Annotated in this window: 19 protein-coding genes; 14 read left to right on the top strand and 5 right to left on the bottom strand. The window is 53.0% G+C overall.

Annotated elements, in window-relative coordinates; genetic code table 11:
- Positions 1–91 precede the first annotated feature (91 nt).
- From nifD to V2P20_RS05930, 8 genes are all read left to right on the top strand, one after another.
- Positions 92–1,573, top strand: a complete 1,482-nt coding sequence (gene nifD / locus V2P20_RS05965; RefSeq protein ID WP_331817097.1) for a nitrogenase molybdenum-iron protein alpha chain — start codon at positions 92–94, stop codon at positions 1,571–1,573.
- Between the two features lie 143 nt (positions 1,574–1,716).
- On the top strand, positions 1,717–3,288 hold the full coding sequence (gene nifK / locus V2P20_RS05960) for a nitrogenase molybdenum-iron protein subunit beta (RefSeq protein ID WP_331817095.1): 1,572 nt from the start codon (positions 1,717–1,719) through the stop codon (positions 3,286–3,288).
- Positions 3,289–3,754: 466 nt separating this feature from the next.
- Positions 3,755–3,973: a putative nitrogen fixation protein NifT gene (gene nifT, locus V2P20_RS05955; RefSeq protein WP_331817093.1), complete on the top strand. Its 219-nt coding sequence runs from the start codon at positions 3,755–3,757 to the stop codon at positions 3,971–3,973.
- A gap of 11 nt (positions 3,974–3,984) precedes the next feature.
- Entirely contained in the window at positions 3,985–4,185 is a 201-nt protein-coding gene (locus V2P20_RS05950; RefSeq protein ID WP_194971326.1) for a 4Fe-4S binding protein, read from the top strand.
- A 109-nt stretch (positions 4,186–4,294) separates the two neighbouring features.
- Entirely contained in the window at positions 4,295–4,561 is a 267-nt protein-coding gene (locus V2P20_RS05945) for a DUF6129 family protein (protein ID WP_331817088.1), read from the top strand.
- A 3-nt stretch (positions 4,562–4,564) separates the two neighbouring features.
- Complete coding sequence (locus V2P20_RS05940) at positions 4,565–5,341, top strand: 4Fe4S-binding leucine-rich repeat protein (RefSeq protein ID WP_331817086.1); 777 nt, start codon at positions 4,565–4,567, stop codon at positions 5,339–5,341.
- Positions 5,342–5,343: 2 nt separating this feature from the next.
- Complete coding sequence (locus V2P20_RS05935; protein WP_331817084.1) at positions 5,344–6,342, top strand: hypothetical protein; 999 nt, start codon at positions 5,344–5,346, stop codon at positions 6,340–6,342.
- Between the two features lie 55 nt (positions 6,343–6,397).
- On the top strand, positions 6,398–6,616 hold the full coding sequence (locus V2P20_RS05930; protein WP_331817082.1) for a Nif11-like leader peptide family natural product precursor: 219 nt from the start codon (positions 6,398–6,400) through the stop codon (positions 6,614–6,616).
- 424 nt (positions 6,617–7,040) lie between these two features.
- Here the strand turns inward: V2P20_RS05930 and V2P20_RS05925 are convergent, their stop codons facing one another.
- Positions 7,041–7,400 carry a YceK/YidQ family lipoprotein gene (locus tag V2P20_RS05925; RefSeq protein WP_331817080.1) on the bottom strand — a complete coding sequence of 120 codons (360 nt, stop codon included), beginning with the start codon at positions 7,398–7,400 and terminating at the stop codon, positions 7,041–7,043.
- A 697-nt stretch (positions 7,401–8,097) separates the two neighbouring features.
- On the opposite strand from V2P20_RS05925, the gene V2P20_RS05920 reads away from it, so the two are divergent.
- From V2P20_RS05920 to V2P20_RS05900, 5 genes are all read left to right on the top strand, one after another.
- Positions 8,098–8,880 (top strand): OBAP family protein, encoded by a 783-nt coding sequence (locus V2P20_RS05920; protein WP_331817078.1) that lies wholly within the window; start codon positions 8,098–8,100, stop codon positions 8,878–8,880.
- A 351-nt stretch (positions 8,881–9,231) separates the two neighbouring features.
- The gene (locus tag V2P20_RS05915; RefSeq protein WP_331817076.1) at positions 9,232–9,861 is read left to right on the top strand and encodes a hypothetical protein; all 630 of its coding nucleotides are present in this window, start codon (positions 9,232–9,234) and stop codon (positions 9,859–9,861) included.
- A 396-nt stretch (positions 9,862–10,257) separates the two neighbouring features.
- Positions 10,258–10,707 carry a regulator gene (locus tag V2P20_RS05910; RefSeq protein ID WP_331817074.1) on the top strand — a complete coding sequence of 150 codons (450 nt, stop codon included), beginning with the start codon at positions 10,258–10,260 and terminating at the stop codon, positions 10,705–10,707.
- A 249-nt stretch (positions 10,708–10,956) separates the two neighbouring features.
- Positions 10,957–11,835, top strand: coding sequence for a hypothetical protein (locus V2P20_RS05905; protein WP_331817072.1), 879 nt, complete (start codon positions 10,957–10,959; stop codon positions 11,833–11,835).
- Positions 11,836–12,229: 394 nt separating this feature from the next.
- On the top strand, positions 12,230–12,868 hold the full coding sequence (locus V2P20_RS05900; protein ID WP_331817070.1) for a DUF1287 domain-containing protein: 639 nt from the start codon (positions 12,230–12,232) through the stop codon (positions 12,866–12,868).
- Positions 12,869–12,962: 94 nt separating this feature from the next.
- On the opposite strand, the gene V2P20_RS05895 is transcribed toward V2P20_RS05900, so the two are convergent.
- The 3 genes from V2P20_RS05895 to V2P20_RS05885 form a co-directional block, all read right to left on the bottom strand.
- The gene (locus tag V2P20_RS05895; RefSeq protein ID WP_331817068.1) at positions 12,963–14,171 is read right to left on the bottom strand and encodes an MFS transporter; all 1,209 of its coding nucleotides are present in this window, start codon (positions 14,169–14,171) and stop codon (positions 12,963–12,965) included.
- Positions 14,172–14,364: 193 nt separating this feature from the next.
- Positions 14,365–16,359, bottom strand: coding sequence for a M1 family aminopeptidase (locus V2P20_RS05890; protein WP_331817066.1), 1,995 nt, complete (start codon positions 16,357–16,359; stop codon positions 14,365–14,367).
- A gap of 139 nt (positions 16,360–16,498) precedes the next feature.
- On the bottom strand, positions 16,499–17,200 hold the full coding sequence (locus V2P20_RS05885) for a M48 family metalloprotease (protein ID WP_331817064.1): 702 nt from the start codon (positions 17,198–17,200) through the stop codon (positions 16,499–16,501).
- A 766-nt stretch (positions 17,201–17,966) separates the two neighbouring features.
- On the opposite strand from V2P20_RS05885, the gene V2P20_RS05880 reads away from it, so the two are divergent.
- Entirely contained in the window at positions 17,967–19,127 is a 1,161-nt protein-coding gene (locus tag V2P20_RS05880; RefSeq protein WP_331817062.1) for a YncE family protein, read from the top strand.
- Between the two features lie 208 nt (positions 19,128–19,335).
- Here V2P20_RS05880 and V2P20_RS05875 read toward each other — a convergent pair whose 3' ends face one another.
- Positions 19,336–20,037, bottom strand: coding sequence for a protein-L-isoaspartate(D-aspartate) O-methyltransferase (locus V2P20_RS05875; protein WP_331817060.1), 702 nt, complete (start codon positions 20,035–20,037; stop codon positions 19,336–19,338).
- Positions 20,038–20,296 lie beyond the last annotated feature (259 nt).

Here is a 20,296-nt window from a genome sequence, read left to right as displayed (position 1 = left end):
GTCCCGTAATACTGGAGAGCGGTGCCTCCGCTCTCCAGTCCTAAAACTTGTCTGTTGGGGGATTGCCCACGGCATAAGTAGGAGAAACAACATGGCAGCAATGACAAGAGAAGAGACTGAAGCGCTCATACAGGAAGTGCTTGAAGTCTATCCGGAGCAAGCAAAAAAAGACCGCGCCAAGCATTTGGCGGTCAATGACCAGTCGCTTGAAAAATCAAACAAATGCATTACCTCGAACCGCAAGTCCCAACCCGGCGTCATGACCATCCGCGGTTGCGCCTATGCCGGTTCAAAAGGGGTGGTCTGGGGCCCGATCAAGGACATGATCCACATCTCCCACGGTCCGGTCGGCTGCGGCCAGTATTCGCGCGCCGGCCGCCGTAACTATTATGTCGGCACGACCGGCATCAATACTTTCGGCACCATGAACTTCACCTCCGATTTCCAGGAAAAGGACATCGTGTTCGGCGGCGACAAAAAACTCGCGAAGATCATCAATGAAATCGAGGAACTGTTCCCGCTGCACAAAGGCATCAGCATTCAATCCGAATGCCCGATCGGCCTGATCGGCGACGATATCGAAGCGGTCGCCAAGAAAGCCAACAAGGAAATCGACAAACCCGTCGTGCCGGTGCGTTGCGAAGGCTTCCGCGGCGTATCGCAATCGCTGGGCCACCATATCGCCAATGACGCCATCCGCGACTGGGTGCTCGACAGCCGCGACGACGATACCAGCTTTGAAGCCTCGCCTTACGACGTGGCCGTGATCGGCGACTACAACATCGGCGGCGATGCCTGGGCTTCGCGCACGCTGCTGGAAGAGATGGGCCTGCGCGTGGTCGCGCAATGGTCCGGCGACGGCACCATCGCCGAAATGCAGAACACGCCCAAGGTCAAACTGAACCTGATCCACTGCTACCGTTCGATGAACTACATCGCGCGGCACATGGAAGAAAAGTACAACATCCCCTGGATCGAGTACAACTTCTTCGGCCCGACCAAAATCGCCGAATCGCTGCGCAAAATCGCCGCGCACTTCGATGAAACCATCCAGGCCGGCGCGGAGAAAGTCATCGCCAAATACCAGGCCGAATACGACGCCGTGATCGCCAAGTACAAACCGCGCCTGCAGGGCAAGCGCGTCATGCTCTACGTCGGCGGCCTGCGCCCTCGCCATGTGATCGGCGCCTATGAAGACCTGGGCATGGAAGTGGTCGGCACCGGCTATGAATTCGGCCACAACGACGACTACGACCGCACGATCAAGGAAATGGGCAATGCCACACTGCTCTATGACGACGTCACCGGCTACGAGTTCGAGGAATTCGTCAAGAAAATCCAGCCCGACCTGATCGGCTCCGGCATCAAGGAGAAATACATCTTCCAGAAAATGGGCATCCCGTTCCGGCAAATGCACTCCTGGGATTATTCCGGCCCTTATCACGGCTATGACGGCTTCGCCATCTTCGCCCGCGATATGGACATGACCTTGAACAACCCCTGCTGGAAACAAGTGAAAGTGCCCTGGAAAACCGCTGAAAGCGATGCGGTAGCCGTGGCGGCAAGCGCCTGATACGGAGGTAGGGTACGCATTGCGTACCTTACCAGCTGGTACGCAATGCGTACCCTACGTGAAAATTTAGCAATGGTGCGCGTGCGTACCCTATCAATTCTCAATATGTCGTCCACGGATTAGTGGCGCACAGGAGATTATTTATGAGTCAAAAAGTCGAAAACATACAACCCAGTTATCCTTTGTTCAGAAACGATGACTACAAGGAAAATCTGGCTAATAAACGCGCGCTTTACGAAGAACGCCACCCTCAGGGAAAAATTGACGAAGTATTCGAGTGGACGACCACCAAGGAATACCAGGAGCTCAATTTCAACCGCGAAGCCCTGACCGTCAACCCGGCAAAAGCCTGCCAGCCGTTAGGCGCTGTTTTGTGCGCACTGGGCTTTGAGAAAACCATGCCTTACGTGCATGGCTCGCAAGGCTGCGTAGCCTATTTCCGTACCTATTTCAACCGTCACTTTAAAGAGCCGATTGCCTGCGTGTCCGATTCCATGACCGAAGACGCGGCCGTATTCGGCGGCCAGAAAAATATGATGGCGGGCCTGGAAAACGCGAAAGCCCTGTACCAGCCCGACATCATCGCCGTATCGACCACCTGTATGGCCGAAGTGATCGGCGACGACTTGAACGCCTTCATCAACAACGCCAAGAACGCCGGCCACGTCGAACAGGATTACCCGACGCCTTACGCGCATACTCCGAGCTTCGTCGGCAGTCATACCACCGGCTGGGACAACATGTTCGAAGGCATGGCGCGCTATTTCACACTGAACCACATGGATGACAAGAAAGTCGGCTCCAACGGCAAGATCAACCTGGTGCCGGGCTTTGAAACCTATCTGGGCAATTTCCGCGTCATGCACCGCATGATGAAGGAAATGGGCGTCGATTACTCGCTGCTCAGCGATCCTTCCGAAGTGCTCGACACGCCGGCTGACGGCACCTTCCGCATGTACGCGGGTGGCACCACGCAAGCCGAGATCAAGGACGCGCCCAACGCCATCGACACGCTGCTGCTGCAACCTTGGCAATTGGAAAAAACCAAGAAGTTCGTGCAAACCACTTGGAACCAGCCGGCCACCGCCATCAACATCCCGATGGGCCTGGAATGGACCGACCAATTCCTGATGAAAGTCTCCGAACTGACCGGCAAGCCGATCCCTGCGTCGCTGGAACTGGAACGCGGCCGTCTGGTGGACATGATGACCGACTCGCACGCCTGGCTGCACGGCAAGAAATTCGCCCTGTACGGCGATGCCGATTTTGTCATGGGCATGACCAAATTCCTGCTCGAAGTGGGCGCGGAACCATCCGATGTACTGTGCAATCATGCCAGCAAGCGCTGGCTGAAAGCCATGAACAAAATGCTGGCCGACTCGCCTTACGGCGTGAACACCCAGGTGCATATCGGCCGGGATTTGTGGCACTTCCGCTCGCTGATGTTCACCAACAAGCCTGACTTCATGATCGGCAATTCGTACGGCAAGTTCATCCAGCGCGACACCTTCTACAAAGGCGAAGAGCACGAAGTGCCGCTGATCCGCATCGGCTTCCCGATCTTCGACCGTCATCACCTGCACCGGATGACGACGCTCGGCTACGAAGGCGCCATCTACATGCTGACGACGCTGGTGAACGCCGTGCTGGAGCAACTGGACAAGGAGACCAAAGGCATGGGCACTACGGATTACAACTACGATTTGATCCGTTAACAGGTAGGGTACGCAGCGCGTACCTTCTCGGAGTCGACAGACTTTGGCAACGATACGCGCTGCGTACCCTACGATTGAAAGCGGTAGGCTGGGTTCCTGAATTTGGAGATTTAACAACCAAGTGCCGAACGTTTCGGACGGGGCAACATGCCCCGTCCGGCTATTCCTAAACGCTCTGGCCGATGTTACGACGGGCACCCTGTCCCGTTTGCCGCACCGAGCACCGGAGCTTTTAACAGATCAGGCCCGTAGGGGCGCGGCAGGGAAGCCGCGCGTTGCCAAAGGGACAGGAGTCCCTTTGGCAACCCCTGTTAAAAGTGAGGAGCGCAGGATACAAGCGGCAACCGGGCGGCCTTTTCTTTGGTTACTTTCTTTTGGCGACGCAAAAGAAAGTAACTCGCCTTCGGGTGCGATAAACCCGATTAAATAAAACCGTCGCGCTAGCGACACCTTAACGGAGAACCCGATGCCCAGCGTCATGTTGAAGAAAAACGGAGAAGGCAAACTGGTCTTCTATGTACCCAAAAAAGATTTGGAAGAAGTGGCCGAATCGATCGAATTCGACCGCCCCGACAAATGGGGCGGCGAAGTCGTGCTCGGCGACGGATCGAAATACTACTTTGAGCCGATGGACACACCGCCCGCCTTCCCCATTACCCTACGCGCAAAACGTTTAGATGATTAAGGAGTTTAACCATGGCCTTGTATATAGTTGAAGCTGACTGTATTTCCTGCGGCGACTGCGAACCGGTCTGCCCGACCACTTCCATCAGCGAAGGCGCCGTCGTTTTTAAAATCGACGCCCGAACCTGCACCGAATGCGTAGGCGATTTTGACAAACCGCAATGCGTCAAAGTCTGCCCGATAGACAACTGCATTTTGCCGCTTACGGCATAAGCCCATGTGCCGGAACGCGATTTCACGGGATCTGGCTTTGCGTATCGGGCTGGCGGCACACGCCATGCCCGGTACCGACCGCATCCGATTCGATTAGGAGAGCTACGGAATGATAACGATGGAACAAACCCGGGAAATTGCCGGGAAAATCGCCCAACTGGGAATCAATGAAAGCGTACTTGCCACGCTCAGGCAAGACTATCCAGGCATTCATTTCACCTACTGCATGGACGACGACATTCCCAATAACGAGCCGGTGCTGACGCACGACGATTTCAATCTGTACCTGGTCGATGGGCGTGAGCACTGCCTGTGCCTGACCAACAACCCTGAAATTGCGACCGGCATCGTCGTCGCCGAAATCATCCCCGATTAGATCATGTCCGCTACAGAAAGCCCTGTCACGCTACCCATCGCCGACTGCAGCCTGTGCCCCTTCCGCGGCAAGACGCTGCTGGCCGGCCGCTGCATGCCCGGCGATACCTGCGTGCTGGCCGAAAGCGGCCGGCAGATCGACCGGTTTTTTCGCGTCAACCCGGCTTACGCCGAACATTATCTGAACGACAGATTCTGGGAGCGGCGCGCCATCGCCGTACGCTATGCGTCGCAGAAAGCGCTGGCCGAACTGATCCATGACGAGGACGAAGTCGTCAGGCGCGCGGTAGCCTACCGCCTGCCCGTCACGCAACTGCACCCGCTGATCGATGATCCGGACCGCGAAGTCAGGATGACCGTCGCCGACCGCATCGCGCCCGCGGATCTGGAAAAAATGGCCAACGACCCGGACTACATCGTCCGGCTGACCATCGCCAAGCGATTGCCGCAGGGCCGCCTGTTCCGGTTCATCCGCGATGAAGACCTGCAGGTGCGCAAGCTCGTCGCCGAGCGTCTGCCCGAAGTCAGCTTAGGCCTCATGGCGAACGACGAGGCCCCCGAAGTCAGGCGCATCGTCGCCGAGCGCATGAATCCCGCCGATGCCGTCATCCTGCTCGACGATTCCGACTGGGTCGTACGCTATACGGCCGCTCAGCGCGTGCCCCCGGAAGCCTTGTCCAGCCTGCTGGACGATCCGGAACCGGATGTCCGCGAGGCCGCACAGAAACGATTGAATCATGACTCCCAGGCAGCGCATGGGAATGACAAACCGGAAATTTAAGCATGTCCGTACCCCCATTACATCCTGACAAACCCCAACTGGACGGGCATCAGCTTACAGAAATCTGCAAAACCGCCCTGCCCGACGATGAATTCCTGCTGGCTAGAATCCAGGCGCTGGTCCCCGACTATCCTGTCCGTCTGGCCGCGATCGGCGGCGAATGGTACCGCATAGGCGGCATCGTCGACAGGAATGGCAGACGCATCGCCGCCAACCTGATCGAGTGGGCCGAGCGCACCTTCATCGAATGCGGCCGCGATTTGCAAACCTTGATCGAGCATACACTGGAACAGAACCTGATCGCGACCCGGCAAATCGGCAATACGCTATACATCGTCATCCAGACCGGCCGCAGAGCCGAGGATTTCATTCAGCTGGAAATCGACAAGACGCACGAGGTTTCCGACCGGTTGCTGGTCAGCCCGCACAAGCCGCCGGAAGACCTGGAAGAATTTATTGATCCTTTGGAGCCTGAATGGCTGCAGTCATTCAGCATAGGTACGGCCCGTTACACTTATCGACGTAAAACTGACGTGCCGGTTTTCATGGATGAAATCAATAAATACCACAACGACGAACATCCGGCCCGGCGCTTCCTGCACGACTGGAACCGCAGCAGCGCCGGCCAGAAAGCCGTGTTCTGCGAAGACTGGTTCATTCGCCCCCATCAGACGATCGGCCGCTTCGGCGAACAAATCATCAGCGTTGAAATCATCAACACTCAGAAAAAGAACCTCCCCCGACTGGACGCTATCGCCGGCAAGAAAGGCAAAGCCCTCAACACCGCGCTGGCGCGCTTCGACCGGCAGGCCGGCTATCCGTTTGCCTGGTTCTTCCACATGCTGAAAGGCCAACTGGTTTCCCCGCAGACGGGCATCGCCGTCTTTCAGGACATCAGCGGCGATTTCGCTTACCTGCCTGTACGCGATGCCGCCGTGCTTCAAGACTGGATAGAAACGCCCTACAGCGTCTACTCAGGGCCGGCTTCGTACGATTTTTAACACCGAGTGCCCGCACTCACTATCATCACCTTCAATAGATTAGGAGAAAAATACAATGGCAATTGCAGACATCAAGGCATTTTCAGAAAAAGCGAAAGCCGATCCTGAATTAAAGGAGAAGCTACTTGCCTGCATGAAAATAAAGGAAATCTTAGGGCTGGCCAGAGAATACGGCTTCGAACTGGACGAAGTGGAATTGTACCCACCCAATGAACCACAATTCACGGCAGAGCAGCTTTCCGAAAGAATGGTCAAGGCTCTGCTCAGAGCTTAAACGGCGCCACAAGGGCGACCGGTGATCGCTCTTTTAAACGCCCATGTAGGCTGGGTTGAAGCTTTAGCGGAAACCCAGCATAAATCACTCCGAAATGCAGGGTTTCTCAAACCTGTTCAGCCACCGAACCAAGTGGTTTTAAAAACTGTGGGGACGACTTTGCCTAGAACGTCTACTGTTGGCAGTCGCCCCTCAGGCTTTCGTAAGTCCTGCCAATTTTATTATGCACACTAACACATCGAAAACAGGTATAACCTCAGCCTAAATAATGCTGCCTAGAGTATTTTCCGCTAGGGGGAAAAGGATTACCGAAGTGTTAAATTTGCGTATCGGGTTCTAGCCATAAAATACGACTGCCCAGCAAGCTTTTGCACTCTGAGCCCATCCAATGCACCGCAAGCCTGACAGGTACGCAGTGCGCATCCTACTCGGCTTCCTGGCTTTCAGCTTTCCTCTCCGCAGGGCCTTCTGATGATTTACGGGTCTTTTCAAAGTCCTCGGGGTTGTAAATGCGATAGAGATCATAGGGCGCGACAACTGTGTCGAAGACGGTCGTTATAGGCAGGTCCACAACCAGAATGGCTGTTATCAACCCCTTGATCCAATCCGGCTCCGAGCGCCTGCTGCTGAATATATCCCCCATCTCGTTCACGGCTTTCCGAGGGCCGGGATAGACTGTCCATTCCTGGTTGGGGATTTCATTCCTGGCGCGAACGCTGGAGCAACCGAATAGGTCGATGCTCAGCAGAACAACCACAGCCCATCTTCCAACGTTGGATTTCATCGCTTTTACCTTCTAATCAATAGAGGTGACACCCTTGTGGATAAGCCGAACTTACGGAAATGGGATGGATGGCATTCCCATCCCGAAGCAACAAACCAAGGCACAATAAGCGGCAGTCCTGAACCAGGGCGGTTTGCCGGCAACACGTCTCAAACCGGTTGTCTGTTTTGTGAGACCTGTCAACGTCGCCTTCGGTTCGATACAGTCCGTTAAAAATAGAGCGATATCGCCGTGAATGTTAAATTCCTGGCCGGATGTTCAATCCGATCAAGGCCATCTGGGCTGAGTTGGAACTTTAGCGTAACTCCGGCATAAGCATCTTCGAAATGCCGGATTTACGTCAGCCTGAAAATTCCGGGCTGCCGAGAAAATCGGGACGTGCGCCGTTTCTGCATCGTTCCCTGTGAGTGTTCCTCAAGGCTGCTTATGTCCCTATGCGGCCAATCATGCGGAACTACTGCAGATTGCGCTTATCGAATGCTCCAGGCAGATAAAAGCTGCTAATGCCAGTACTCGGTCAAGCCTTACAGACATCTCAATACTGACTGAGGACTAGAACTTGCCAACAAGCTGTCCTGCGGCATAGTCGGACAATATTGTCTTTATCCGGCTTTTAAGAAACTAAGCGGCGGGTATTTCCTACCCTTCAGTGCAGCATCCGCTACAGATAGCGGCTGAAAACCAAAAGGAGAAAACGATGGCATCCACCTTTCATTCTGTTTCTCTCATGACGCTTGTCTCTGCGGGCCTCCTGACGGCCTGCAACCCGAAAACTGAGGCGCCTCAGCATCCGTCCGGCAAGGAAAAGACAACGAAAACCGAGATGCTTGAATCGGGAGCGGCCATTTTACAGACCGACTCGCCTTTGCAGCCCATGAATATCTATCTGGACGGCTTTCATGCCGATAAAAACAACCCGGCTCATCAAATGGAGGCCCACCATTTCTGCCGTCAGGTTAATGAAGATTTCGCGCAATGCGTCCTGTTCGACGGCAATACCCGGCAGGCGAACCTGATCGGCATCGAATATATTATTTCGGAAACGTTGTTCGAATCCTTGCCCGAGCAGGAGAAACAATACTGGCACCCGCATAATTACGAGATTCTGTCCGGCCTGCTCATTGCGCCCGGCATTCCCGGCATAGCGGAAAAGGAATTGATGAAAGGCAAAATGAACAGTTACGGCAAGACCTGGCACGTATGGAACTCTGCCCCGTTTGGAAAAGCCGGCGACAAAATACCGTTGGGAGAGGCTACGCTGGAGTGGTCATTCAACCAGGACGGTGAAGCCCTGCCCGGCCTGGTCGAAAAGCGCGATCAACATATGGACGTCAGCACCAACGAGAAACGTAATCAACGTGCTGACTTAAAGGCCCTGGCCAAGCCACAGGCCGGCGTCGATGCACTGAAAGGCAAATTTCCAGAGCAGACACGCCCGCTGCCCGGCGTCGTGGATAAAAAGGCAGCGGGGCCGAAATAGAGCCACATCTCAAAATACCTGCAATTTTGAGGAACCCTGATGGCCCAGAAGTGTCTCTTTTTACCAGCCCGGTCTCTACCGGGCTGTGATGCTCAACGGAATAATTAAGTTATTCCTAAAGAAATATTGATAAGTTCAAGGGCGAACGATGGTTCCGAATGACTCGTTCCGCAATCGCTGAAAATCCTGGAACGGAGCGTTATCGAGCTGAAGATTTTTAGCCCCCGATAGCGGCAGCATCGAGTGTTTTTGCCTGAATCTGCGCGAATAGCATGGGGCAAGAATGATACGGACGCCGAACGAACCGGAACCGCTGAAGGCTAGGGTTGCCGCGTAATTTTTGCCGTTTGGTTGGGTATTGAAATACCCAAAGCAAACTTTCGCAAACTCATCAATAAACTTCTTGTGAATATGAAAACATTGCAAAAAACTATCCTCGTTGTATTTATGTCAATTGCACTGGTTCTGACAAATTATGCCGTCTTCGCGGAGGTTGATGTTCCTGTTTCCACAACCAAAGAAGATGGAAATAAAGTTGTTACCGGAGTAACTGTAAACAAGAGCCCGAAAGCCAGCTCATCACCATTGACCGGCGGCTGGATTGAATCAAAAAAAGAAGATTCGTCACGTAAATTAAATGTTAATAAAGATGGAACCGTATCTATCAGTGCGCAGCAAGGCCAATATTCAGGTTCGGTTAAACATTCGCCGGATACCGGGAATTCACTAAAGCTCGGGGTGGGCAGCGAGCACGATAAACTCTCCGGCTCTTTCAGCCATTCCTTAGACACCGGACATAGCTCATACGGTGTAGGTGTCGGTCATGACAAGTATTCAGGTTCAGTTACACATTCCCCAAGCACTGGTGATAGTTCACTAGGGGTTGGCGTTGGCAGTGAATTTGGTAAATTCTCAGGTTCCGTCAGCCACTCTTCAGACACTGGCAGCTCTTATGGCATTGGCTGGAAAGCGGCCTGGTAGCAAAGATTAAACGGCTTATATTCGTTCAATGTCAGCCCTGAATAAGGTTGACGGTCATGCAGGCTGGGTTGGAGCCTTAGAAAACCCAGCGGTAGGCTGGGTTGCTAAACCCAGCATTTCGAAGCCGCCCATGCCGGGTTTCCGCTAAAGCTCCAACCCAGCCTACCATGCTGGATTTGGTAACCAGCCTGTCACGCTAAAAGAAAACGGAATCTTCCAACGGGCAAAATGCCCGCTTTCAAAAGGTAATTTTCTCTTTCTGGCCCGACGCCCGCCCAGTAGCATGCAGCTTCACCCTCACAGCCTGTACAGCCAGCGGTGAAGCTTATGAATGCGCTTTAGCTAAACCGAACAGTTGCCGGGGTGAGGATTGCACTTCAAATAAGGAGAACCGCTATGAGCAATTACCTTTTTAATGACAAAAACATCGCGTGGCAGCAACTCGGCGAATTTGAGAATTTTCGTTATTCGATTCTGAATATCGATAAAGACAACAAAACTGTCGACGTCATTTTCAAATTTGAACCTCATAACCCGATAGTCCTGCACCGGCATTGCGCGTTAAATCACCTTTTTGTGATTCACGGCGAACATCGGCTTTATTATGCCAATGGCGAATTAAAAGCCATCCGCGCCGTCGGCAGCTATACTGTCAGCCAGCCGGATCCGGTGCCTCACAGAGAATGCGGCGGCGATGAAGGTGCAATTGTGCTGTTCAGCATCCGTGGAACCGAAGGCGTGATGTATGAAATTCTCGATGACGAAGAAAACAGCATTGCTGCATTGGGCATGCAGGATTTTATCGGTTTATATGAAGTGGCCAACAACCAGGCTGTAAGCGCATAAACAGCCCGTGTCTGACTGACAACCCCGGCATGAACAGTTCTAAATGCCGGGTTTATCGCCCCCATCTCTACTTATCTCGAGCAAGTTCCTCGGTACGATTTCATCGGCACAAATCAATAACGTTTACCTCAGTGCTCCGATTGGGCTATGCTTACCCCCGGCCCATATTTCTTTTCCAAATACAAGGGTTTGAAATATCCAACCAAACATAAACCAATACCACAAAAATATAATAAAGAGGAGCTTAACATGGCAAAGAGTTTCATAGATCAATTGCTTGAAATGGTAGGCCTAAAAACGTCCGGGGCGCATGGTCAATACAGCCCATCTGCATACAGAAATGAACAGCAGCCGAAAATTCCGGAAGACGGCTCGACGGGTGTCGCCAGATACCTGGCTAAACAGCAGCAGGAAGAAGCGGCTGAAGCCGCCAAAGTGACCGGCGTTGCAAGATACCTGGCAAAAATGCAGCAGGAAGATCAGGAAAAAGCGGCAGCGGAGGCAGCCGCACTTGCCAAGATGACAGGTGTGGCAAGGTATCTGGCCAAACGGGAAGAAGAAACGGCAGCCGCCCCTGGCGACGACAAGACCGAATCCACAGAACCCGCTAATGCGCCGAAGCGGCCGACGGGTGTTGAGAAATATCTGTCCAGACAGAAAGAAGACATGATAACCGCTCCTGGCGGCGGTAAAACAGAAACCGCGGAACCCGCAAATACACCGAAGCAGCCGACAGGTGTAGAAAAATATCTGGCTAAACAACAAAGCGCGCCATCCGACAAGCCTCAACCGGAATCGGTCCAACAAGAAGCCAAGGCAAAAGTAACAGAGCAGAAATCTGTTGTCGAACAACAGAAACCTGTTGCCGAAGAGAAGAAAGCGCAACCGGAACAGGCACCTGAAAAAAAACCAGCGCCCGCTGCCAAAAAACCGGACAAAGTCATCGACTTGGCTAAGGATGCCACGCAATGCCAGTCGACCACTTCGAAAAGCACGCAATGCAGACGCAAAACCAACCTGGAAATACTCGATATAACCATCGATCGCCAAAAGTACCGATTTGCTGCCTGCAGCCAGCATCACAGTGATGCATTCGTGCCTTTTGCAGAGCTTCTTCAGGAAGGTTAAGCGAAGCTTTTCGCCTCATCCCGGCAATCGAGCGGCAAAACCCAGAAGCGAAGGACCTCTCCGGCCCGATGCTCATCTGGGGGCCCGACTCGATATGCTGAACGTAAGGAAGCGCATCCAATGCGGCCGATGTGCCGCCCTCCGACCGCGTTCCTTTCGACTGCGCTCAGGACAGTCCTTACGTCGGCAGCATCCTGCGGCTTGCGCATTTATCGAGTTAGGCGGCGATAACACGCGTTCGTCTTTCCCGATAAATGCTGGCGTTAACTGTTTATGGTCTTTTGAGATCGCCGGCTGCGCCCTGACCTTTCCCATGGACGGGACTTGTCATTCGCTTTGTCATATTGAAAACGGCTGTGGCGAGGAAAATGAGAAGGCCCTTCGGATTTACATCATGATGACATTCACAACTATTAAACGTACTGCGAAATGGATTCTTATAGCGCTATGCATCCCGTCAAATGTCTTTGCAGAAATTGCACCGGACCAGCTTGCGGCTGCTGCAATTGAGAGAACTGCGCATAAAGTGGTTTATGACGGCCGGTACTTTCGGATACCGTACCCCGGGGGAGATGTTCCCGAAGGAATCGGCGTCTGCACAGATGAAGTCATCCGGAGCTATCGCAAGCTGGGGATTGATCTGCAAGTTCTCGTACATAAGGACATGGCTGCAAATTTCAGCGCTTACCCCTCGAAGAGACTATGGGGCCTGACGCGGCCGGATCCGAACATCGACCATCGCCGAGTTCCAAATCTGCAAGCTTTTTTCAAGCGTCACGGACAAACACTGCCTGTCTCAGACAAGGCGGAGACTTATAAGCCAGGGGATATCGTTACCTGGATGCTTCCGGGCAACCTGCCTCATATCGGGATCGTCACGGGTGAAATGGCTATAGCTGCAAAACGGCCGCTTGTGGTACACAACATTGGGCAGGGGCCGCGGTTGGAAGATGTCCTGTTTGCCTATCCTGTTACCGGACACTATCGCTATTTGCCGGATAAACGCGGCAACTCGCTGCAGGCCAGACGGTAATTTTTTAAAAATCGGAAATCGCCGGTATTGAACCAAGATCACGCTGCGCCCCCTCTACCTTCCCTGGCTGAATCCGATTTCCCCATTCCGGCAATCAGGATGCATCAGCCAAGGCAGGAAGGATACGGCGAAGTCTTAAATACACTGCCAGGTACGTTAATACGCCTGACAGCGCAAATAACGCACACATCAAAAACACATTGCCGTAGCCTAAGGAGTTGCCAAGAATGGATGCGGCGGCGTTTGGGCCGACGATCTGTCCCAGACCTTGAGCGCACGGTATCAAGGAGGCAAAAGCGCCTGAATGATCGGCATTGGCGACAAAAGCCATCTGATAAACGTCAATGAAGATCCACAAGAGATTGAACGAAAGCATGCTGATGATCAGTTTGGGCGTATCGATGCCTCCGTGCAGCATGCCCACGATTGCAGTCATTGCCAAAAGCGCCATCAGCAAAGGACGAGCCAGTCCAAAGCGGTTGCTTATCAAGGTAGCCAGCAGACAGCCCGCTACACTGCACAATGAACCCCATACCAATAATCTGCTGATGAGTTCGTCGGCTATCGCAGCATCGCGGGCCGCCAGTTCAATATAGGTCCAGTAGCCTCCGATGTTGATATAGGTGAGGAAGATCGCGGCCAGGCAAAGCCAGACGATGTAGGCAGGGACATGACGATGCTCGAAATGACGGCGGCCGCTGCTTTCCTCGACATCCACTTCGACATCCAAGGGTTTGTCTTCTGCATGAACAGGAATCCACCGCAAGCCTAAAAGCCCCGCCATAAATCCGCCTACAAATACGTAGTGAATCCCGTTCATGGATAATTGCGGCAAAACCTGGAGTTCCAGCGCCTGGGAAAAGGCAAATGCGAACAGCATCATGTTATAAGCGCGAGCCGGCTTTGATGTAGCGCCCAGATTGGCGACTGCGACCGACGTATATATGCCGCTGCCGATGCCGGCCAGGATTCTCAAATAAAGCACCGGCTCGAAATGCGTGTAGCGCGTACACAATAAATTGCCCAAGATCGCCAAGGCCGCGCCGATTAAAGCCAGAACGCGCCGGTTTGCGTTCGCCATGAAAAACGAAGCAAGCGCCGCGCCGGCCGCCAATCCTCCAAGGTCGGCGCTTGCGAGCCATCCTACTTCAACTTCAGAAAAACCGAGTAAATGCACCCGGGCAGTGCTGATAACAGGAATGGCGACCAGGACGCCATAGCCTACCAGCGTCATGTATAAGGAAATTGAAATTGAGTGCCAGCTATCGTAGGGGGTATGGGCGTGTTTTAGAGTCGAATGCATGGTTTTCACGGCGTTTTGGGGTTCTGTCGCAAATATTGAATGGGTTCAAGTCACGCTTATCTTACGGGCAAGCTGTCGTGCTTAAGGCATAAACCGCTTGCAAGCCGGCACATTCTATCAGCTGTCCTTTTCGCATCCTATGCGCTACTTCAATCTCATCCGGATAGCGCTGCCTGACAAACTTTGTGCGCCGTTATCTTTTAATCAAATAGCGCGGCGGCTCTGTCGGCCAGGTCCCCCGAAGCCTGGTTTTCCCTTGCTCAAAGGTTAGCCAGGAATAGCGTGCGAGATGGGGCAGCCGTTTGCCGGCAATCTCAAGCGAAGAGCGAGCTTTTTCATCCTGATCATGAACTGAAACCGCGAGAACATGCCTGGCGGGATGATTGACCATCCACACCTGAATGTCGCCTCCGGAAACAACGGCTGGCCGTGGAGGCAGTTTGCTGCGCGACAGCCAGGCATCGACTTCTTGTGACCCGCCCAAAACGATGACAAACTTGTCCTGCGTTGCCTGCTGTTCCGATACTTTTTCTACCTCGCCTTCAGCGAAGGCTTTTGTAAATGACAGCGCGGCCGCCGCCAGTTTATCGTTCAGGGCCAGCAAGGCCAGATGCCTGCTTGCAACAACATCCCGGAGAATAGGCGGGGATTCTTCCGGGGCGAGGGCGCGCCAAACCGTGAATTCAGGATCGATTGACAGCGCGAGCGACTCCGCTTCAGGCGTCAGGGTCGCTTTAAATACCTGGCCGCTGAGGTCCAGAGAAAAGTCTTCATGCGATTTGGCGGAATAAACCCGCACAGGAAGGCGCACTTTATTTTCCGGCAACGTCTGGCCGATAGCCAGATGTAATGCTTTCCCGTCAAAAAACGCCGAGTCCAATGAATACAAAGAGGCGCCGGTCTGCTCAAGCCACTGCGCAAAAAAGCCTGACAGATCTTCGCCCGAACTCTTTTCAAACGCCTGCCTCAGGTCCTTAAAGCCGGCCGCTTTAAACCGATGCTGAAGCCAGAATTGGCGCAGGGCCGCATAAAAGCTCTCTTGGCCGATCCGGTCCCGCAGAGCAAGAAACAGCATGGCCGCCTTGCCGTAACCGACATTTGCCGAGGCGACATAATGCCGGGATTGAAAGGCGGACAACGGCCGCTCTTCGCCGGCCGGGATCGCCTGTCTGTCCCGCAGCCAGCCGTAGCGCATATCCTTCGCCGCTTCGGAACCTGCATCCTCTTTAAAGGCATAGTCGGCCATAAAAGTCGTAAGGCCTTCCGACCAGTTGCCATCGACAGGATCGACGAACACGCCATTGCCCCACCAGTTATGCAGAACCTCATGGCCCAGCGAAGTCGCCTTGATGAACGGCAGTTTGAGCACATCGCGCCCGAGATAAGTCAGTGACTGCATGCCAAGCCCTGCCGGCAATGGACTGGAAACGATGCTGAAATGGCTGTAGGGATACGCGCCGATCTGGCTTGCATAACGCTGCAGATAGTTCTTTGACGCATCAAGATAACCATCCGCGAGTTCGGCGATATCGGGATGAAAATAGGTTCGCAAAGCAATAGGAGCGGTATCGGTCGAAACGACACGCTCCTTCAGGGCGTAAGGCCCGATCATGAGATCGATGCCTTCAACCGGGTGATCCATGGTGAACAGGGCTGTGCGGCTATCTCCCTTTAACGCCTCGCGGCTTGGGGTGCCGGGCGCCACCGCTATCTGGCCTGCAGGAGTCTGGACGGCAAGCTTATAACTGAAAAACGCTCCCGGCTCCGGATACCAACCGCTCCCGGCCGGCAAATAACTGCCCTCCTTCGAAGCCACTGGTAATAATGGTGCGAGTGCATCGCGATATTCCTGAGAATTCAGTTTCAGGAGGCGTCCGTGATAGCGGATCTTCAATTTATGCGCCGAAAATTGCCTGGGCAGCGTAAGCTCAAAGCGCGGCTGATTGGCACTCCCGATGTTGCGCGCAAGCGCCGCAACCTCATCCGCTTCGGCGGAATCAAGCTCCAATCCGGGAGCAAGCCCGAATACATACTTTTCGCTGGCCTCTAATTTAAGCTCGGCCTCGGCAGAGAACTCATTTATGTCCGGATTAATTTTTACCGAAAGATCGATCTCCGGCACGGCTGCCAGAGACGAAAAGGCCGTACAAGCAAGCATTACGCAACAAAGGATTGAGAATCTGTTCATATCTGCTTTGCCGGCAACTTTGAAACGGACATTAAGAAACCTGCAAAATGTGTAGGCTGGGTCGGAGCCTTAGCGGAAACCCGGCTTTGGCGGCTCCGAAACGCTGGATTTAGCACCCCAGCCTACAGTGTTATTACATTTACTCCTGCTTGGCGAGTTGCGCCATACGATCGGCGCGCTGGCCAGGTTCAGGATGAGAAGACAGAATGGAATGCTGACCTCCGCTCAATTCGGCCAGCTTGCGCAGCGCACTCTCTGCGGCTCTCAGATCGCCGCCTGTTTTACGCATGAACTGCAACCCGTAGTCGTCCGAATCCGTTTCCTGGCTCTGGGAGTATTGAGCGTTCAGGACAGATTCCAACAGCCCGCCCAATTCGGAGGAAACAAGAGAGCCGACGGCTGTTCCGCTCGCGGCCGCGCCTTTGCGGGCAGCGCTTAGAGCCAGGGCGGTACGCATTTCTTTTGCGGCGTGGCCGTTTTTGACATGACCTATTTCATGACCAATAACAAACAGCAACTCTTCGTCAGTCATCAGATCCATCAGCGCACTGTAGACACGCACCGAGCCGTCTGCCGTCGCATTGGCATTAACGCTGTCGCTGAGATAAGCCTTGAAGTTGATATCCAGGCCATCATACTTGCGGAATTTGTCGGTCAATTTGGCGAGCCTCTGCGCATACTCGCTCGATGCAGGCGCGACTGTTTCCTTGGATTGTTCTTCATACAACCGCATTTGCCGGGAAGATTCTTTCACTTCTTCCTCCGTCAAAGTTGCAGCCTTCCCCAGATCGGACACCGCCCCCATGGCGGCATCGACATTAACGCCGCCGATGTTGCCCACTTGGACTCCGGGTAAGCCTTGCCCCCCACAGGCAGTTAATAACAAGCATGTTCCAGCTATTCCAATGACTCGATTCATTTTTATTTTCCTTGTTTATTCCATTGATCGATTCTGAATATCAAGCAATTAACATTGCTTTCAGACTAAACTCGATTATTTATAAAAAACGGGCGATCCTTGTTTAACTCTTTGAGTTAATGAACACCACGCCAATAACGCTTCAGAAGAAGCTAAACGAGGTGGCCTGCAGCCTACTTAACAAAATAGCACATCAGGCACCCTAACGGATTCTATCATGGGGAAGGCTCTTTGACGACACTCAGCCTTTTCCAAAAAGGCAATCGCACCCTATCTCACTTTTTTCCGACAATGGGCTCTGCGCGGTGCCCCTGATTGTGCAGCTTCTGCCGCACATAATTGCCATCACTGTAAAAGGCAAAAAAAAGCCCCGGTTAAGGGGCTCAATAGATAGGTCTAAGGAGAGCAATGATTAATGCAATTCTGCTTGATCATGTAAAAGATATAGTATCGGGGAAGCTAATTTTCAACTGCAGATTAAAAATATTTTTTGTGCCCCACTCCCGGCAAAGGATTGCGCCATCAAAATTTGCACACATTTACGTATTAACGGATGCGATGAAAGGGAAACGAAATCCCGCGCAATATGTCAATTTGATAGCTTGCTAAATTTCAGGACGGCTTCGAAATGCCGGGTTTAGCAACCCCAGCCTGCCCGCTAACCGGATAGAACACTGGAGAAAAATCTATGAACCACGCCTTTAAGATATTTACTCTATGCGCAATGGCGCTAAGTGTCCCCGTCACCGCAAGCGCGGAATTGCTGGCGCTGCTCAATTACGAGAGCAAGGTTGGCCGGCCAAACCGGCACGAAGGTATTGCCGTCATAGACGTCGACCCGAATTCGCCGAACTTTAACAAGATTATCAAAGATACCCCGCTGCCCCCGGATTTCGTGGCGCACCATATCTTTTACAACAGGGATATGACCAAGGCTTATGTCACTTCGCTCGGACGCTCCGAACTCTACATCTATGACGTAGCGAAATTTCCCGATTCGAAAACGATCGTGCCGGTTCCGGACTGCAAGGTCGGGGAGGACCTCACCTTCTCGGCCGACAAGAAGCGCTGGTTCCTGAGCTGCATGGGCTCCAGCAACATTATCGTGGGTGACGCCCAGACCGACAAACCCATAGCAACCGTCGACAGCGGCGACTCCACCGATAAATTCATCAAATATCCGCACGGCATCATGCTGAACGACGAGCTGGACCGGCTATTCGTCACCAGCACGGTAAACCCGAACGACCCCAAAGACGCTGGCGAGACCGTTACGGTCATCGAGACATCGACACAGAAAATTCTTTCCACGCATAAACTCTCGACCAAGCCGTCACCTTCGGGAGAAGCGCCCGTTGAGATTCTCTTTGCGCCGGATCAAAATCCTCCGATGGCCTACATCGACAATATGTACGGCGGCACGCTCTGGACCGCGACCTGGCGTCCTCAATCCAGAGATTTCGCTTTTCATCAGGTATTCGATTTTGTCGGCACCGGCCAAAGCCTGCCGTTGGAAATGGGCTTCAATGACAAAGGCGACCGTCTTTTCGTCACCACGGCCAAGCCGGGCGCTTTCAATATCTTCGACATCGCCGAGCCTTACGAGCCGAAGCTCCTTGCGACCATTCCGACCGCAGGAGGCGCCCACCACTTCGTCTTTTCGCCTGATAACCGCTACGCCTTCGTCCAAAACAGCTTCATCAATCTTCCGGAGATGGACGATGGCTCTGTCAGCGTCATCGATATGAGTCGAAATAAAGTGGTCGCGACGATTGACGTCCTGAAAAAGGCCGGGCTGACGCCGAACTGCATCATCGCCATGCCGAGCTGGCATAAACATGTCCAATAAAGAACCGCAGCTCTGTAGATACGTATCGCGCACCTTTTGAAGTTTGGTTCATCGAAAAACTTTGAAAATGGTACGTGATACGTACGAGACTGTGAAAGTATTCGTTTTTTAAAATTTTAACCACAATATATTGTGCATTTTATATTTGCATATAACAGCATATAGACGTCAAAGAGAAAAATTTTGAATACTTTCACAGCCTCGTACCCTACATTGGATTTTGTCTGTCTGATTTATGGGACGCGCCAGAACGCGGCACTTCGACTAACGGTACGAACGCGACATCAAGAATTTCCCGAGTTTCGATTTCCCCATCCGGTTTTTTCTCCACGACCATCAGCTCCTGAGCGCTGTAAGGCTGGCCCAAAGGGATGACCAAACGGGCGCCTGTTCGCAATTGATCAATCAGGGCTTGAGGGATATGCGGCGCCGCGGCGGTGACTATGATGCCGTCATAAGGCGCATGCTCCGGCCAGCCCAGGTTTCCGTCGCCGGCCCGGATCTCTACGTTGCTATAGCCCAACTCACGCAGATGGGCGCGCGCCATTGTCGCCAGATCCTCAATGACTTCAATGCTGTAGACCTGCCTGACCAATTCGGAAAGAATCGCAGCCTGATAGCCCGAGCCTGTACCAATTTCCAGCACAACATCGGAGGGCTTGGTATTCAACAAATCGCTCATCAAAGCGACAATGTAGGGCTGTGATATCGTCTGCCCAAAACCTATCGGTACGGGGCCATTCTGGTAGGCGTACTCGCGCAAGGCATCGGGTATGAATTTGTGCCTTGGCACATGCCTTATGGCGGCCATGACACGATCGCTCAATGCTGCCTTACCGATCATATTGCGGGTTAGCTTGACCTCCCATTCAATATCCGACAGCATTTGCTGCATCTCTCTCATCGTCATGCCCTCGCTATTTTACTCATCAATGCAACCGCCAATGTCGGTTCATAGCGTCCTGCCAGCAGCCCTTGTTGAGAGGGAATACGCGCCATCCAGGTCATTTTAAGCTGTATCTTGACAAGAATGGCGCGGCTTATGTACCGGCTATCGAAATCTGAAATAACAAAGACGCTTATACCGCATTATTGAAAGCCACATAATTCGAATGACTACTTATGCGGTTATCTTAGGTTCAATAGATTTTGATGGAGAGAAACAATTC

It is taken from the genome of Methylobacter sp. Wu1, assembly GCF_036553575.1.
Taxonomy (GTDB): domain Bacteria; phylum Pseudomonadota; class Gammaproteobacteria; order Methylococcales; family Methylomonadaceae; genus Methylobacter.
This window is presented reverse-complemented; position numbering and strand designations above follow the sequence as displayed.

Excerpts from the sequence above, each read along its gene's own strand:
- V2P20_RS05940 (WP_331817086.1), top strand. The coding sequence starts at position 4,565 with ATGTCCGCTACAGAAAGCCCTGTCACGCTACCCATCGCCGACTGCAGC.
- V2P20_RS05920 (WP_331817078.1), top strand. The coding sequence starts at position 8,098 with ATGGCATCCACCTTTCATTCTGTTTCTCTCATGACGCTTGTCTCTGCG.
- nifD (WP_331817097.1), top strand. The coding sequence starts at position 92 with ATGGCAGCAATGACAAGAGAAGAGACTGAAGCGCTCATACAGGAAGTG.
- V2P20_RS05880 (WP_331817062.1), top strand. The coding sequence starts at position 17,967 with ATGAACCACGCCTTTAAGATATTTACTCTATGCGCAATGGCGCTAAGT.
- V2P20_RS05910 (WP_331817074.1), top strand. The coding sequence starts at position 10,258 with ATGAGCAATTACCTTTTTAATGACAAAAACATCGCGTGGCAGCAACTC.
- V2P20_RS05900 (WP_331817070.1), top strand. The coding sequence starts at position 12,230 with ATGATGACATTCACAACTATTAAACGTACTGCGAAATGGATTCTTATA.
- nifK (WP_331817095.1), top strand. The coding sequence starts at position 1,717 with ATGAGTCAAAAAGTCGAAAACATACAACCCAGTTATCCTTTGTTCAGA.
- V2P20_RS05890 (WP_331817066.1), bottom strand. The coding sequence starts at position 16,359 with ATGAACAGATTCTCAATCCTTTGTTGCGTAATGCTTGCTTGTACGGCC.
- V2P20_RS05875 (WP_331817060.1), bottom strand. The coding sequence starts at position 20,037 with ATGACGATGAGAGAGATGCAGCAAATGCTGTCGGATATTGAATGGGAG.
- V2P20_RS05935 (WP_331817084.1), top strand. The coding sequence starts at position 5,344 with ATGTCCGTACCCCCATTACATCCTGACAAACCCCAACTGGACGGGCAT.
- V2P20_RS05945 (WP_331817088.1), top strand. The coding sequence starts at position 4,295 with ATGATAACGATGGAACAAACCCGGGAAATTGCCGGGAAAATCGCCCAA.
- V2P20_RS05950 (WP_194971326.1), top strand. The coding sequence starts at position 3,985 with ATGGCCTTGTATATAGTTGAAGCTGACTGTATTTCCTGCGGCGACTGC.
- V2P20_RS05930 (WP_331817082.1), top strand. The coding sequence starts at position 6,398 with ATGGCAATTGCAGACATCAAGGCATTTTCAGAAAAAGCGAAAGCCGAT.
- nifT (WP_331817093.1), top strand. The coding sequence starts at position 3,755 with ATGCCCAGCGTCATGTTGAAGAAAAACGGAGAAGGCAAACTGGTCTTC.
- V2P20_RS05925 (WP_331817080.1), bottom strand. The coding sequence starts at position 7,400 with ATGAAATCCAACGTTGGAAGATGGGCTGTGGTTGTTCTGCTGAGCATC.
- V2P20_RS05905 (WP_331817072.1), top strand. The coding sequence starts at position 10,957 with ATGGCAAAGAGTTTCATAGATCAATTGCTTGAAATGGTAGGCCTAAAA.
- V2P20_RS05895 (WP_331817068.1), bottom strand. The coding sequence starts at position 14,171 with ATGCATTCGACTCTAAAACACGCCCATACCCCCTACGATAGCTGGCAC.